The sequence below is a fragment of the Rickettsiales bacterium genome (genome assembly GCA_033762595.1).
Taxonomy (GTDB): domain Bacteria; phylum Pseudomonadota; class Alphaproteobacteria; order Rickettsiales; family UBA8987; genus JANPLD01.
Genome location: JANRLM010000029.1, coordinates 1 through 14,697 on the forward strand (window position 1 = coordinate 1; position 14,697 = coordinate 14,697).

Below are 14,697 nucleotides of genomic sequence, written 5' to 3' on the forward strand. Positions count from 1 at the left end.
TTCTGGAATTTATCATTCATCAAAAATTCGTGCATACAGAAATCATCAAACGGAATATTGTAATAATCTTTGAGAGATGCACGCACATAATTTGCGTTAAGAACGGCTTCCTCAGCAACGCGTTTCAAACCATCACCACCATGCGAAAGCATATAGGTTAATGCCCTCACAAACATTCCAAATTGCCCTTGAAAGCCACGCAAACGGCCGAGTGAAGTTGGGTTGTTTGAATTTAATTTATATTTATCGCCTTCTTTTTCAACTATCGGCTGGGGCAAATAAGGTGCAAGCTCCGAACAAACTGCAATAGGTCCAGAACCAGGGCCACCGCCACCATGCGGGGTTGAGAATGTTTTGTGAAGATTAAAATGCATAACATCAACACCGAATGCAGCTGGTTGAACTTTACCAACTATTGCATTGAAATTCGCCCCATCGCAATAAAAATATGCTCCAATTTTGTGAATTGCATCTGCTATTTCGTGGGCTTGAGATTCATATAAACCGCAAGTGTTAGGGTTAGTTAGCATTATCGCAGCAACATCTTCTGAAAGTGCATTTTTGAAGGCGTCAAAATCAACCAAACCATTTTTAGCGGTTGGAATTTGGCGGATTTCATAGCCACACATCGCAGCAGTTGCAGGGTTTGTGCCGTGTGCAGAATCTGGCACAATAACTACTTTTCTTTGCTTTCCTTCAACTTCAAATTTTTTACGGATAGTCATAATACCAGCAAGTTCGCCGTGTGCACCTGCAGCAGGCGTAAGGCAAACTGCATCTAAACCTGAAACTTCCTTGAGCCAATTTTGAAGCTCATACATCAACGCCAAAGCACCTTGCACTGATGATTCCGGCTGGAGAGGGTGAATATTTGAAAGGCCTTTTATGCGAGCAGTTTTTTCATTCAAACGAGGATTATGCTTCATCGTGCAAGAACCAAGTGGAAAAATTCCGCTATCAATAGAGTAATTTTGAGTTGAAAGACGCACAAAATGACGAACAACTTGAGGCTCAGAAACTTCCGCTAAACCAATATTTTCACGAACGCCCTGCCCCGTTCTGTTTTCAAAGTTTTTGACCTCAGGCAAATCAACACCACAAGCACCTTTTGAAGATTGCTCAAATATAAGCTTTTCCTCATATTTCAAGGCACGCGAACCACCGATTATTTCGTCTAAATCATTGATTTCATTCATATTAACATCATTTTTAGTTATGGTTTTTTGAGCTAACATAATAGTAAAAATTTTCTTTGATATGTATTTATAACAATTTTTAGACCAAATAAAACTGATTTTCTTAATCTTTTCTTAACATTTTTGTAATAGAATATTTTTATGGAAAAATATTTAAAAATACTAGAGAAAATAGCAAATGGCAAAACCATTACTGATGCAGAAAAAACTGAATTAGTAAATTATTGCGAAGATAAAGGACTTTTTAATAACACTGGATTTACAACAGAAGAGCAGAAATATAATTTTTTGACAACACCTTTTGCTGGTAATATCACAACCGATCGTAACTTTCTTTTTCCTAAGCAAATCATTAAAGCCCTTGAAGATGCTGATTCAATAAAATTTTTAAATGAAAATAAAATTCTTTTAGAAGAAAGTAACCCTATGGGTTTAATGTATATTTTTTCTTGCTTTACGGAAGAACAAAAATCCACTTACAACTCTCTTAACCCAGCACAAAAAGGAGTTTTTTTAGGCTATCTGATAGCTAGTGGCAATTATTATCAGCCTGCTGGATATGATAAATATGATAAATATCAAGAACAAATTTCAAGTTTTTTAGGAAAAATAAATAGCTCAGACCTAAAAGAATTAAATAGCGAAAGCCCAGAAAAATTAGCATTTTACGGAAAAGAATATTTTGTACATGAAAATATTCTACCAAAAGAATTAAAGGGGGAAGCTTTATCAGAAAATGCAAAACTAACCGCTGCGTCATTTACAGATATTGATAAAAATTTCCTAGAAAATGTAACAAAAAACATTTTAGAAAAAACAACTGCTGTAGTACCTTTTTCTCATGATTATAATCAAGATGCCTCAGCTTTAACATTGATATTTAATGACAGAGAGTTTTCAGAATTTGGTTATGATTTTAATACGAGTATTTTGAAATTTTCAGTTGCGAATCCAAAAAAGGTTATCTCCAACACTTACTACCCAAAAGAAATCCTAGAACATCAACAGGAAAGGCTAGTTCATACATTAAACGAATTAATGAATTATGACTTTGAGAAGCTAACTGAAAAGGAAAAGGAACTACTAAGAGATAAATCAGTAGATGGAAAAGTAAATATTTTAGAGGAATTAAGAAATTTTGATAATTACACAGAAGTAGATGCTGACATTTTATCAGGAATAATGCTTAGGTCATTTAAGAAAGCTTCAGGAATTCCAGATGATTTTGAAGTTGAAATCCATCATAATAATAGCATAGCAGAAAAAAATGAACGCGGGGTATTTACGCCATCTTACAAACCTTTTTTTCGACCAAGAAAGCCAGCAAAGATAGAGTATGTAAGCCAATGCAACACTTACACTGAAGATAGCCAATATCCATCTACTATGAATATAATGGATAGAACTTTTATAAATACTACCCCAGTTTTACTTCATGAAATGGAACATCTTTATCAAGAATATTTAATACAAAAATTAAACAAGAAAAAGCTTGATAAAGATTCTGCGGAATATAAATACGCTAATTTATGCCTTATTGCATATGAGTATGATAATAATTTGCAATATTTTGATAAAACTTACGAGCTAAGTGCTTTTGCTTTTCACGAAATTGCTCATGATTTATTAGGATATAATTTTAATGATGCCTTCAGCCCTCAAAAACCCTTAATAGAAGAAAACTTTACCCGTTATGACGAAGTTTCTGATTTAGATTTGACTGCTAAAGGCTACAATTTAATGCTTAAAGAAGTTAAAGATAAAGATGCCACTTACGCTATTTTTCAAGACATGCTCTTTTCAGGATTAATAACACCTCAAGATATTAAAAACCTTGGAATAAAAACTGATAATCCAAACTCAATGGCAAATTACAGGTATGATAAAACTCAAAAGAAATTTATAAAAGATACAACACCTTCTGGCAGAAATTAAAATCTAAATTATTTTATCTTCACTTTCAACGCTTCAACCAACTTTGCAATATCTTCATCTTTCGTAAGTTCAGTGGCACATAAGATAAGGGTTTTGCTATCAGCGGCGTAACCTGCGATGATGTTTTCTTTTGAGAGTTTTTCTACCAACTCAACAACATTTATATTTGCTGGAAGTTCAATTGCGAACTCATTGAAGAAATTTTTTGTAATTGGCTTGATACCTTTTATTTTTGTGATTTCATCAAATAATTGGCAAGCTTTTGCGTGATTAATTTTCGCAAGTTGTTTGAAGCCAATTTCTCCTAACAATTCAGCGTGAACAGTGAATGCCAGAGCCATCAACCCTTGGTTTGTGCAGATATTTGAGGTTGCTTTTTCACGCCTGATATGCTGCTCACGAGTGCTGAGCGTCAACACAAATGAACGCTTGCCATCTGCGTCAATCGTTTCACCGCATAAACGCCCCGGCATAGTGCGAACATATTCTTTTTTACAAGCGAAAAAGCCAAGATGAGGCCCACCATAATTCATACCAACGCCAATAGATTGAGCTTCACCGCATACAATATCAGCTTGCGACGGCGGATTTACTAAACCAAGCGAGAGAATCTCATTAATAACCACCACCATTAAAGCACCAGATTTATCGCAATTTTGGCGGATAGAATCATAATTTTGCAGCTCACCAAAGAAATTTGGAGATTGCACAATATAGCAAGCGGTTTGCTCACAAGGCTCACCTTCCTCAATAGAAATTTCAGGATAATTTGAGAAATAAGTTTGCAAAACCTCAACATAATGAGGGTGAATTTTTGGAGCGAGCTTGATTTTTTTCCTATCTTTTTTAATACGCAGAGCCATCAAAGCAGCTTCTGCCATTGAAGTTGCACCATCATACATTGAAGCATTAGCAACCTCTTGACCTGTCAAGCGTGCGATTATGGTTTGAAATTCAAAGATATACTGCACTGTTCCTTGTGCAATTTCTGGCTGATACGGCGTGTAGGAAGTTAAGAATTCCGAACGCTGGATTATATAATCCACACTCGCTGGAACATGGTGATTATAGCACCCTGCCCCTAGGAAAAATGCAGAATCTGAAGCTGGCAAATTCTGATTTGCGAAGGAGTTTAACTTCCTTTCAACTTCAATTTCCCCCAAATGATTTGGCAGATTTATCTTGGTTTTCGCCTTAACAGAAGCTGGAATATTAACATATAAATCATCAACTGATTTAACGCCAATAGTGGCAAGCATCTGAGATTTTTCATTATCTGTAAGTGGTAAATAACGCATAAATTTATTTTTTTCTAAGTTCGTATTATCTAGCTTGAAAATCTTTCCTCTCCCGAGGGGAGAGGCGTTAGATAATAATTAAAACATAAAATCAGGTTATACAATATTTTCTATAACTTATTTATTTGGTCATTAATTCCTCTCCACTTAAAAGGGGAGAGATTTTTGGAATTTCAATAGTTTATTATTTATAATTATACCACCCTAACTTTTTTTATTTTCTTAACGATTTTTTAACTTTTATAGTTTATTGTAGTTTCAAATCAAATTAAAAAATTATAATTATCAGTAATGATGAATACATTAAAAAAACACATTAAAATTTTAGAAGCACTAAGAGAATTATTAGTTGCTAACAACCCAAATCTTCAAGTTTCTGAGGAGCTTGCTGGCAATCCAACTCAAGTTATGGGGGGGGGATACGATAGAGATGGCAAACTTGTTGGCCTTCCAATAACCACCGAAGGTGATATTCATGATTTTGTAGAGCATTTAAGGAAATTTAGAGAAGGAATTACAAATGATGTAGACTATAATGAGGCACTTAAAAATGCTAATATTTTTTTTGAAAAGCCTAGAGAAATACCTCTTTCAACTGCGTTTAAAAATATAGTGCAAACAAAAGATTCATTTAGCGATTTACATGGTAGAGATTCTGTCATTGTTGGACCTATTAACTTAAAGACATTTTTAATGCTTCCTAGTTCTTACAGTGAGTTTTTACAAGCAACTGAGGCTTATTTAAGCAGAAATTCTAAAAAAACCCTCTATATGCCGCAGCTAAGGCAAAAATAAAGATGGATTCTGCTCAAACTGAGCTTGTTCAAAAGGGCGACGCAGAAAAAGCATTACTAAGTAATAAAAGGAAAATATAAGTCATTGCAATCATAATTACGCAGTGTTCAATAAGTATAGATTAAGTGTCATTCTGAGCGAAGCGAATAATCCAAGTCGTTGATTTTTAAACCTTTCGCTTCGCTCAAGATGGAATAAAAATCTAAATCTATGTATATTGAATACTGACAAAAATTTCATTCATCTTACACAAATCCCCGGCTCATTATAACTAAATAGATTCTTCGCTTCTCTCAGAATGACTTCAAGTAAATCCACTGCAACAAAAATGCATCACTTACTTAATTTGTTATTAAAATTCAAATTCTTATTCCGCTAAAAATAGCTATTTTCTTCATTTATTTGCTAGAATAAAGTTTCTTAATTTAATCTAAAATATGGATAATGTTTTACAATCATTGAAGGCGGTTGCCTCGCCAAAACAGATAATTTTGGGAACGGTAGGCGTTGCTTTGCTTATAATATTTTCCTTCCTCTCTATGAGGTTGACTTCCCCCATTATGACAACACTTTACAGCAATTTAAGCAATGATGATAGTGCCGCAGTTGTAACCGAACTGGGGCGAATTGGTGTAAAATTTAATGTTGCTTCTGGTGGCTCTGAAATTCAAGTTGAAAGTAGTGATGTGCTGAGAGTTAGAATGTTACTGGCTGAGAAAGGCTTGCCAAACCAAGCCTCAATAGTTGGGTATGAAATTTTTGATAAAGAAAAAATGTTAGGCACTTCTAATTTTGTAATGAATGTAAATCTTGTGCGAGCTTTAGAAGGTGAGCTTGCAAGAACAATAAGCTCTCTTAGCTCTATCAAATCTGCGAGGGTGCATTTGGTTGTTCCTAAAAAAGATGTTTTTAGAAAAAATGATTTTGAGCCTTCGGCTTCAGTTGTTTTAACGCTTAATAATCGCTTAAATGTTCCAGATGAAGAAGCACAGGCGGTAAAGCATTTAGTGAGTTCATCTGTGCCGGGTTTGAAACCCTCTAAAGTAACTATCGTTGATAGCTCAGGCAGGATACTTGCAAGAGCTAAAAATTCTGGTGATGAAGGTTTTGGCTCTGCAGGTGATGCTTCAGATTTCAAATTCAAAATGGAAGAAAGACTCAAGAATGTAATAAATTCATTATTAGAACAAGCAGTTGGTGCTGGCAAAGTTGAAACACAAGTTTCAGTTGATGTTTCAGTTGAAAAGATTACTTCCGTTTCTGAAGATTATAACCCTGATGGGCAAGTTGTTCGCTCAACACAAACTAGCGAGCAAAATGGCAGAAGTTCAAATTCTGCAGCTGGGCAAGTAACTGTTGCAAATGAATTAACTGGTGAAAACCCTCAAGGGGGTGGTAGCTCAGAAAATAATCAACAAATAAATGAAGTTACTAATTTTGAAATATCTAAAACAATAACTAACAAAGTGAATGATGGTGGCCAAATTAATAAAATTTCTGTAGCAGTTCTAGTTGATGGAAAATATGCAAAAGATTCCCAAAATAATGATACTTACATCCCAAGAAGTGATGAGGAAATTGATCAAATACGAACCCTAGTTCGCTCCGCAATTGGCTATGATGAAAAAAGAGGCGATAAGGTTGAAATTATAAATATGCCTTTCTCAAGAGAATCAGCACACTTAATGGCCGAAGAAGGGGCTTTTGATTGGTTAATGAGAGATATTGATAGTATTGTAAAAACAGTGGTGCTTGGAATTGTGGCAATTTTAATAATATTACTTGTTATTAAACCGCTAGTTAATAAGGCTTTTGATGTTTCATCTGCAGATATTGAGGCGGAAGAAGCTAAAGCCCAAGCTGAACAAGAAAGATTAATAAAGATGATGCAATCCGCTGAAACCTCAGAACAAATAGGTGGGGCAATAAATATTACAGATAATATTCAAAGCAAAATGGCTAATTCTGTTTCACAAAGGGTGAATGAAATTATTGATAATAACCCTGAAGAAACCCTTGCTGTAATTAGATCTTGGCTGGCACAAAATAAATAATTTATGGCAAATAAACCACCAGTAGAAAACATAAATTTAGGCGTTGAAAAGGCTTCAATTCTAATGATGAGCCTTGATGAGGAAGTTGCCTCCAAAATTTTCTCCTTGATGACCGAAGATGAGATAAGGCAAATTTCTCAAACAATGTCATCACTTGGAAAAGTTGAGCCTTCTAAGGTTGAAACATTACTAACTGAATTTAATGATGAACTTAGTGCTGGCAAAACTATTGTTGGCGATATTAATAGTGCAAAAAAAATTCTCTCAAAAGCCCTAGGCGCAGATAAAGTTGAATCTATACTAGGTGATATTGCTGGCCCAATGGGAAAGGATACTTGGGATAGGCTTAATAATGTTGATGAAGAATTACTCGCAGCATTCCTTAAAAATGAACACCCTCAAACGGTTTCTTTTATTTTAACAAAGTTAAAAAGCTCAATGGCTTCAAGAGTTTTATCTCTATTCACTGAAGATTTTGCCCTAGAAACCATAAGAAGAATGATAGAAATGGAGCCGGTAAAAAGAGAGGTTGTTAGCGACATTGAAAAAATTTTACAGGCTGAGTTTATGTCTAGCCTCTCAACTGGCAAGAAATCTGACACATATGAGATGGTCGCTGAAATTTTTAATAATTTTGACAGGTCAACTGAAAGTAAATTTTTTGAAATGCTAGAAAAGAAAAATGCTGATATGGCTCAAAAAATTAGAGATTTAATGTTCACCTTTGAAGACCTCAAAAAACTTGATAACACGGCAATTCAAGCAATTTTAAGAAGTGCAGATAAAGCTAAACTTCCTATCGCATTAAAAGGTGCACCGGAAGAAATAAAAAATATGTTCTTTAGCAATATGTCTGAAAGGGCTTCAAAAATCCTCAAAGATGATATGGCGGCAATGGGGCCAGTTAGAGTAAGTGAAGTTGATGAAGCACAAATGAGCATCGTGCAAACTGCAAGGCAATTAGCGGATTCTGGCGAGATTAAAATCCCAGAGGGTGATGAAGAGCAAGAGCAAATGATTTACTAACTATGAACATCTCTAAATTAAATCTTGTAAATTTTTCAAATGGGCAAACTATTGAAGTTTCTCAATCGCAAAATGCTGTTTCTACAATCTCAAAATTTAGTTTTTTTAGCTTAGAAAATAAAAGTGAAGACAAAGAATTTACTAAGGAACAATTTGAATCTGAAATTGCAAAAGCAAAACAACAAGCATTTGAAGAAGGTTACAGCAAAGCTAAGCAAGAATTTGATAATTATCTAAAAAATGAAGATATTAGAATTAAAGATCAAGTTTCCTCAATGCTTACAAGGTTCTTGGAAAGCTTAAAAAAATTCAAGACTGAACAAGCAGAATATAAATTAAATCTGGCAAAACTAAGTAATGAATTTGTTAAGAAAATTTGTGCTAATAAAATTAATGAAAATTCAAGCGAAATATTTATTAACGCAATTGAAAATATTTCTAAAATCATAGAAAAAGAGCCTCAAATTTTAATCAAAGCTAATGAAACTCTAATTATAAAATTACAATCTTCTATTGAGGAATTTTTTGTTAAAAATCTTCCTAATACTATGCCAAAATTTGAAATTTCAGAAAATCTTAATCATAATGAAATTTATATTGAGTGGGAAAAAAGTGGCATTTCAGTAAATTTGAATGAAAGAATTAACGCGATTGATGAAATATTTGCTGAATTTATAAAAACCCTGTAGTTTAATTTTTTAAGGTTTGATTAAAAATTAGAAAAATTTCTCCCCCTGTTTACGGGGGGAGATTAAGAGGGGGGCTTTTTATTAATTGCAAGAGTCTTGGCTTTAATATGCCCCCACCCTAACCCTCCCCCGTAAACAGGGGAGGGAATAAATAATAAAATTAAAAAAAATTTGAAGTGAGTGAAAATCAAGTAAATAATTTCGTTCCGGGTGATGACCTTGATTTGGAAGTAGTGCAAGATGTTCCCGTGGAAGTTACAGTTGTGCTTGGCGAAACGCAGATCTCCGTTGAGGAACTTCTTAAAATGGGCAAAGGTTCAATTATCCAACTAGAAAGAAAAATTGGTGAACCGGTTGAACTTTATGTTAATAATAGATGTATTGCTCGTGGTGAAATTGTTGTAGTTGAAGATAAAGTTGGCATTACAATGACAGAAATTATCAAGAATGATAAGGAATAACTATACTAATTATGGCTGGCAAGGCAGAATTTTCAACATTACTTGGTATTTTATTAGGGCTTTTACTGGTTTTAGTTGCGATATTTATTGGAAGTAAACCAGGTGCTTTTTTTGATGTGCCTTCAATTATTATCGTGTTTGGTGGAACATTATTTATTTCCGCTGGTAGCTTTACATTTTCTGATGTTTTTAAGGCTTTCGGTGTTGTTGGTAGCACTTTATTTTTTACCCCAAGTGATGTAAAATCTGTTGCTTCAAAATGCTTAACACTTGCTGATATTTCTAGAAAAGAAGGTATTTTATCTTTGCAAAAGCAAAGTAAATTATTTCCTGACGATAGTTTTTTTATCAAAAATATTAATTTAGTTATTGATGGCGTAAAGCCAGAACAAGCTGAAAAAATTATGATTGAGGAGATTTCTTCCATTGCATCACGCCACTCAAAAACTATTGAAATCCTTAAAAAAGCAGCAGAAATCGCACCTGCAATGGGCTTAGTTGGCACTTTAATTGGTTTAGTGCAAATGTTAGGTGCGTTAGATGACCCTTCAAAAATTGGCCCAGCAATGGCGGTTGCCTTACTTACCACGCTTTATGGTGCGGTAACTTCATACATGATTTTGCAACCGCTTGCGACTAAGTTAGAAAGAAATTCCTCAGTAGAATCTGATTTGCTTGCAATGTTTGCAGAGGCCATAATGAGCATAGGTCGCAATGAAGGCCCTTATATGCTTGAAATGAAATTAAACGCTTTACTACCGCCTGATAAAAAACTAAAAAAATATACACAATAAAGTTTTTTTAGAATATGCGAATTTTAGTTATTGGAAAAATTGAATCTGAGGTTTCTTCTGCCTGCAAAATTGTAATGAATAGAGGTGGAAAAATCGTTAGTGCTGAAAATCCAAACCAAGCCTTTGAAAAACTCCTATCTGGTGCAAGCGTTGAGGCCGTTCTTATTGAAGTAAGCGAAGACATAAAAACTTTCTGTGAAAATTTAGAGCGTGAAAGAATTATAATTCCCGTTATCGCTTATGGCATTAATGCTGATAGCGAAAAGGCTAGAAATGCCATTCGTGCTGGTGCAGAAGAATATCTGCCCCTGCCCCCTGAGGAAGAATTAATCATCGCAATTTTAGAGCAAGTTACTAAAAATGAAGAAAGCAAAATTATCTCGCAATCTCCACAAATGAAGTCAATCGTGGCGTTAGTGGATAGAATCGCCCCTTCTGATGCGAATGTTCTAGTCACTGGCGAATCTGGCACAGGTAAGGAAGTTTTTGCAAAATATATTCACGAAAAAAGTAATAGAAAAAATGAGAATTTAGTTTCTCTAAATTGTGCTGCAATTCCTGAAAATCTCTTGGAATCTGAGCTTTTTGGCCATGAAAAAGGTGCTTTCACTGGTGCGTTAAATCGGCGAATTGGTAAGTTTGAAGAATCTCATAACGGAACATTATTGCTTGATGAAATTTCTGAAATGGATATTCGTTTGCAAGCAAAATTACTCCGTGCAATTCAAGAAAAAGAAATCACTAGAATTGGCGGAAATACACCAATAAAAATCAATCTTAGAATTATTGCTACTAGCAATCGTGATCTCAAAAAAGAAGTGCAAGAAGGGAAATTTAGAGAAGACTTACTTTTCAGGCTTAATGTAATTCACCTGCAATTACCGCCACTTAGAGAAAGAAAATCTGATATAAAACAATTCGCTGAATTTTTTGCTGAAAAATACGCAAAATCTAATGGTTTGCCGAAGCAAATTATCACTGACGAAGCGATGGAAACCCTAATAAATTATAATTGGTCTGGTAATGTTAGGGAGCTTGAAAACACTATGCATAGAGCCGTCTTGCTTAGTAATAATAATCGTATTGATAAAACCTCTTTGCTTATAGAAGGAACAGATTTCGTCAATTCTGCAAGCTTGTTAAATTTTTTAAGCGAGCAGAATTCTGTAAAAACTGAAATTAGTTCCGCTGAAAATTCTAATATTTCTGTGCAAGAAAATAATAATTCTCAAAATAATTTAGTCGGTAGAACCATTAGTGAAGTTGAAAAAGAGATGATTCTTAAAACACTTGATAGTGTTTCTGGTAATAGAAGCAAAGCAGCGAATATCTTAGGAATTTCAATCCGGACGCTTCATAATAAATTAAAAGAATATGAAGAAAAAATAGCTGTTGGTAGCTGAATTTTTGACTATTAAAACCCCTATCTAGCCTTGAATGTCACCCCGCACTTGTGCGGGGTTAATCATAAAACAATCTCAAAACCTAGGATTTAATATACCTTTAGCAATTAACCCCGTGACAAGCACGGGGTGACAATTTGTGATTATTGGGCTAAAAACCACTTTTATTTTTACCTAAAAAACTGCAAAGCAACCAAGATATTTTAGATTATAATTTTTAGAGTTTTCCGAATGCTCGCTTGAATAATTTTCCAATGAAAATAGAAGTTTATAATCATTATATTCATCAATAATTATAAAATTATCTTGCAATATATTTTTTGCATTTCCTTTCAAAACATAAACAAAAATATCTCTGCCACTTGGCTCTGGCGTTATATTTGAAAGAGCCACTAAAGAAATTTGCTTTGATATTTTTTCTAGATCAATTTCATTTTCATTTTGCTTTTTGAAAAACGGAAAGCCCGCAAAAATTGATATATTATAATATTTCTCTGAAAGTAAGAGCCACCAAGGCTTTTCAAAATTTTCTTGATTTGGTTTTGTAGAAAAAATGGCTATATTTGAAGTTTGATTTTCTAGTCTAGTGAAAACTTCTTCATCAGAGTTGCAATCTTTATATTCACTAAAAATACCTAGATATTCCTTAGCTTTATTAAGCCCACATTTATTATTTTTGTTATAACAAATATTTGTTGCTTCCTCAAAATTAACGGAAACAGAAATTATTTGTCGCCATAAATACGCAAAACCGATAGAAATATTTTCATTAAGTCCTTCCTTTTTTGCTTTATTATAAATATTCCTAACCATACTCGCTTCCCTCGCAGGCCTAATGATTGAACGATTTTTCTGGTTAGATTTTTTCAGCTCGCCAACTTTTTTTACCACTGAAAGCCTTTTTAGAAGTAAATTAAAAATCTCACTATCTATGCTATCAATTTCTTTACGAAGCTGATCTAAAGATAATTTATTTTGCGTTATATCCATTGGCTTGTATAAAAAAGATAAAATTTTGTAGATTAATATACTAATGAATTTCAAATTAGAACTAAAAATTGCAGGTAGATATTTAAGAGCCAGAAAAAAAGAAGGTTTTGCCTCTGCGGTTACAATTTTATCTTTTCTTGGTATAATGCTTGGCGTTGCAACTTTAATTGTAACAATGGCAGTAATGAACGGCGTAAAAACTGAGCTTATTAAAAGAATCATTGGTATAAACGCCCATATTTCTGTTGCCTCTTTTGAGGGAAATATTCAAAATTATGATGAATTAAATTCTAAAATAAAAAATATTTCTGGCGTGAAATTTTCTAACCCAGCCGTTTATGGTCAGGCTTTGGCTGTTATTAATGGTGAGAATATCGGCCTTATGGTTAGAGGCATTAGAAAAGATGATTTACTTAATAAAAAAATCCTCGCAAATTCGGTGGTCGCTGGTGAGATTTATCAAGATAATAGCTTTGAAGTGCTTGCAGGTGCTTATTTTGCAAGGCAAACTAATTTATCACTAAATGATAATATAAAATTACTTTCGCCAAGTTTTAACTCTAGTTTTTTTGGCTCAATTCCTAGAATTAAAGATTTTGAAGTTAGTGGCGTTTTTAATGTTGGAATGTTTGAATATGATTCTTCAATTTTATTTATTCCGCTTTCTGCAGGGCAGAAATTTTTTAACTTAGGTGATGCTGTAAATCAAATTGAAGTATTTGCGAATGACCCTCTAAACCTTGATAATATTAAGATGGAGCTTACAAAAATTATCCCGAAAGGAACTTTTATTTCTGATTGGCGAAAAGCGAATCAGAGTTTTTTAAGTGCGATTGATGTTCAATCAAATGTTTTATTTTTGATACTGGCTTTGATAATTTTAGTAGCGGTTTTCAATATAATTTCTGGAATGGTAATGTTGGTTGGTGATAAAAATAAGGAAATCGCAATTTTAAGAACTATAGGAATGAAAAAATTTTCTATCATTAGGGTTTTTGTGATTTGCGGCTCAGTAATTGGTATCACTGGCACTATTTTTGGCGTTATTTTGGGCCTCAGTTTTGCTGCAAATATTGAAGAAATTAGAAGGTTTTTAGAATCAATCACAGATACAAATTTATTTGCGGAAGAAATTTATTTCCTCTCGCAATTACCAGCGGAAGTTAGAAAATCTGATGTGATAAAAATTTCCTCTCTTGCGGTATTTTTAACTTTGCTATCAACAATTTACCCAGCTTACAAGGCATCAAAAATTGAGCCTGCAACTGCATTAAAATATGAATAGATAATGACCATTCTAAAATTAAATAACATTTCAAAATCTTTTGAACAAGGTAAGGAAAAGATAAATATTCTAAATAATCTCAACTTAGAGTTGAAGGAGAGGCAATCTATATCAATTATAGGTGAAAGCGGTTGTGGAAAATCAACTTTACTGCAAATTATTGGCTTGCTTCTTAGCAAAGATGAAGGGCAAATTGAAATTTGTGGTAATAGAATTGAAAACCAAAATGACAATTATCTTTCTGATATCAGATTGAAATATATAGGCTTTATATTTCAACACCATCATTTACTTGCTGATTTCACTGCACTTGAAAATGTTATTATCCCTCAAACTTTATTAGGTAATAATAATCAATCAGCGGTTAAATATGCCAAAGAATTACTAGAAAAATTAGGGCTAAAAGATAGAATGAATTTTAAGCCCTCAGAGCTTTCAGGCGGGCAACAACAAAGGGTTGCTATAGCAAGAGCAATGGCAAATAAGCCAAAATTAATTCTTGCTGATGAGCCAACTGGAAATTTAGACCCTGAAAACACTAAAATCGTCTCTGAGTTGTTTTTTAATGCGGTTAAGGAAACCTCGGCCTCGCTTGTAATAGTAACACATAATAGAGAAATTTCATCTCAAACCCAAGCAACTTATATGCTAAAAGCTGGAAAGCTTAACTAGGTTTGGTATCTTTAGAAAATATTTTTGAATATAATAATCTAGGATTTTAGGCAATTAACCAAATATTGTCACCCCGCATTTATTGCGGGGTTAATGGTT

The 14,697-nt window shown here is 33.7% G+C and carries 13 protein-coding genes; 10 read left to right on the forward strand and 3 right to left on the reverse strand.

Annotated features, from left to right (window positions below):
* A partial coding sequence (gene gcvPB / locus SFT90_02155; GenBank protein ID MDX1949287.1) for an aminomethyl-transferring glycine dehydrogenase subunit GcvPB occupies positions 1 to 1,235 on the reverse strand: 1,235 nt, incomplete at its 3' end.
* 102 nt (positions 1,236 to 1,337) lie between these two features.
* Between gcvPB and SFT90_02160 the strand changes: the two genes are divergently transcribed.
* Complete coding sequence (locus tag SFT90_02160; protein ID MDX1949288.1) at positions 1,338 to 3,131, forward strand: hypothetical protein; 1,794 nt, start codon at positions 1,338 to 1,340, stop codon at positions 3,129 to 3,131.
* An 8-nt stretch (positions 3,132 to 3,139) separates the two neighbouring features.
* On the opposite strand, the gene gcvPA is transcribed toward SFT90_02160, so the two are convergent.
* On the reverse strand, positions 3,140 to 4,429 hold the full coding sequence (gcvPA, locus tag SFT90_02165) for an aminomethyl-transferring glycine dehydrogenase subunit GcvPA (protein MDX1949289.1): 1,290 nt from the start codon (positions 4,427 to 4,429) through the stop codon (positions 3,140 to 3,142).
* A 291-nt stretch (positions 4,430 to 4,720) separates the two neighbouring features.
* Between gcvPA and SFT90_02170 the strand changes: the two genes are divergently transcribed.
* The 7 genes from SFT90_02170 to SFT90_02200 all read left to right on the forward strand — a co-directional run bounded on the left by SFT90_02170 (position 4,721) and on the right by SFT90_02200 (position 11,651).
* On the forward strand, positions 4,721 to 5,224 hold the full coding sequence (locus SFT90_02170) for a hypothetical protein (protein MDX1949290.1): 504 nt from the start codon (positions 4,721 to 4,723) through the stop codon (positions 5,222 to 5,224).
* 437 nt (positions 5,225 to 5,661) lie between these two features.
* The gene (fliF, locus tag SFT90_02175) at positions 5,662 to 7,278 is read left to right on the forward strand and encodes a flagellar basal-body MS-ring/collar protein FliF (protein ID MDX1949291.1); all 1,617 of its coding nucleotides are present in this window, start codon (positions 5,662 to 5,664) and stop codon (positions 7,276 to 7,278) included.
* Between the two features lie 3 nt (positions 7,279 to 7,281).
* On the forward strand, positions 7,282 to 8,304 hold the full coding sequence (fliG, locus tag SFT90_02180) for a flagellar motor switch protein FliG (GenBank protein MDX1949292.1): 1,023 nt from the start codon (positions 7,282 to 7,284) through the stop codon (positions 8,302 to 8,304).
* A 2-nt stretch (positions 8,305 to 8,306) separates the two neighbouring features.
* A complete protein-coding gene (locus SFT90_02185; protein ID MDX1949293.1) occupies positions 8,307 to 8,993 on the forward strand; it encodes a FliH/SctL family protein in 687 nt (228 codons plus the stop codon).
* A 176-nt stretch (positions 8,994 to 9,169) separates the two neighbouring features.
* A complete protein-coding gene (fliN, locus tag SFT90_02190; protein MDX1949294.1) occupies positions 9,170 to 9,454 on the forward strand; it encodes a flagellar motor switch protein FliN in 285 nt (94 codons plus the stop codon).
* Positions 9,455 to 9,465: 11 nt separating this feature from the next.
* Positions 9,466 to 10,248 carry a MotA/TolQ/ExbB proton channel family protein gene (locus tag SFT90_02195; protein MDX1949295.1) on the forward strand — a complete coding sequence of 261 codons (783 nt, stop codon included), beginning with the start codon at positions 9,466 to 9,468 and terminating at the stop codon, positions 10,246 to 10,248.
* A 14-nt stretch (positions 10,249 to 10,262) separates the two neighbouring features.
* Entirely contained in the window at positions 10,263 to 11,651 is a 1,389-nt protein-coding gene (locus tag SFT90_02200) for a sigma-54 dependent transcriptional regulator (protein ID MDX1949296.1), read from the forward strand.
* Between the two features lie 174 nt (positions 11,652 to 11,825).
* Here the strand turns inward: SFT90_02200 and SFT90_02205 are convergent, their stop codons facing one another.
* On the reverse strand, positions 11,826 to 12,641 hold the full coding sequence (locus tag SFT90_02205) for a chorismate mutase (protein MDX1949297.1): 816 nt from the start codon (positions 12,639 to 12,641) through the stop codon (positions 11,826 to 11,828).
* A gap of 43 nt (positions 12,642 to 12,684) precedes the next feature.
* Here SFT90_02205 and SFT90_02210 point away from each other — a divergent pair, with 43 nt between their 5' ends.
* Both SFT90_02210 and SFT90_02215 read left to right on the forward strand, forming a co-directional pair.
* Positions 12,685 to 13,926 carry a lipoprotein-releasing ABC transporter permease subunit gene (locus tag SFT90_02210; GenBank protein ID MDX1949298.1) on the forward strand — a complete coding sequence of 414 codons (1,242 nt, stop codon included), beginning with the start codon at positions 12,685 to 12,687 and terminating at the stop codon, positions 13,924 to 13,926.
* 3 nt (positions 13,927 to 13,929) lie between these two features.
* Positions 13,930 to 14,598: an ABC transporter ATP-binding protein gene (locus SFT90_02215; protein ID MDX1949299.1), complete on the forward strand. Its 669-nt coding sequence runs from the start codon at positions 13,930 to 13,932 to the stop codon at positions 14,596 to 14,598.
* The last annotated feature ends 99 nt before the right edge of the window (positions 14,599 to 14,697 follow it).

What these genes read in the sequence shown, in the direction of transcription:
- SFT90_02160 (MDX1949288.1), top strand. Translation starts at nt 1,338, where the DNA reads ATGGAAAAATATTTAAAAATACTAGAGAAAATAGCAAATGGCAAAACC.
- gcvPA (MDX1949289.1), bottom strand. Translation starts at nt 4,429, where the DNA reads ATGCGTTATTTACCACTTACAGATAATGAAAAATCTCAGATGCTTGCC.
- SFT90_02170 (MDX1949290.1), top strand. Translation starts at nt 4,721, where the DNA reads ATGATGAATACATTAAAAAAACACATTAAAATTTTAGAAGCACTAAGA.
- fliF (MDX1949291.1), top strand. Translation starts at nt 5,662, where the DNA reads ATGGATAATGTTTTACAATCATTGAAGGCGGTTGCCTCGCCAAAACAG.
- fliG (MDX1949292.1), top strand. Translation starts at nt 7,282, where the DNA reads ATGGCAAATAAACCACCAGTAGAAAACATAAATTTAGGCGTTGAAAAG.
- SFT90_02185 (MDX1949293.1), top strand. Translation starts at nt 8,307, where the DNA reads ATGAACATCTCTAAATTAAATCTTGTAAATTTTTCAAATGGGCAAACT.
- SFT90_02195 (MDX1949295.1), top strand. Translation starts at nt 9,466, where the DNA reads ATGGCTGGCAAGGCAGAATTTTCAACATTACTTGGTATTTTATTAGGG.
- SFT90_02200 (MDX1949296.1), top strand. Translation starts at nt 10,263, where the DNA reads ATGCGAATTTTAGTTATTGGAAAAATTGAATCTGAGGTTTCTTCTGCC.
- SFT90_02205 (MDX1949297.1), bottom strand. Translation starts at nt 12,641, where the DNA reads ATGGATATAACGCAAAATAAATTATCTTTAGATCAGCTTCGTAAAGAA.
- SFT90_02210 (MDX1949298.1), top strand. Translation starts at nt 12,685, where the DNA reads ATGAATTTCAAATTAGAACTAAAAATTGCAGGTAGATATTTAAGAGCC.
- SFT90_02215 (MDX1949299.1), top strand. Translation starts at nt 13,930, where the DNA reads ATGACCATTCTAAAATTAAATAACATTTCAAAATCTTTTGAACAAGGT.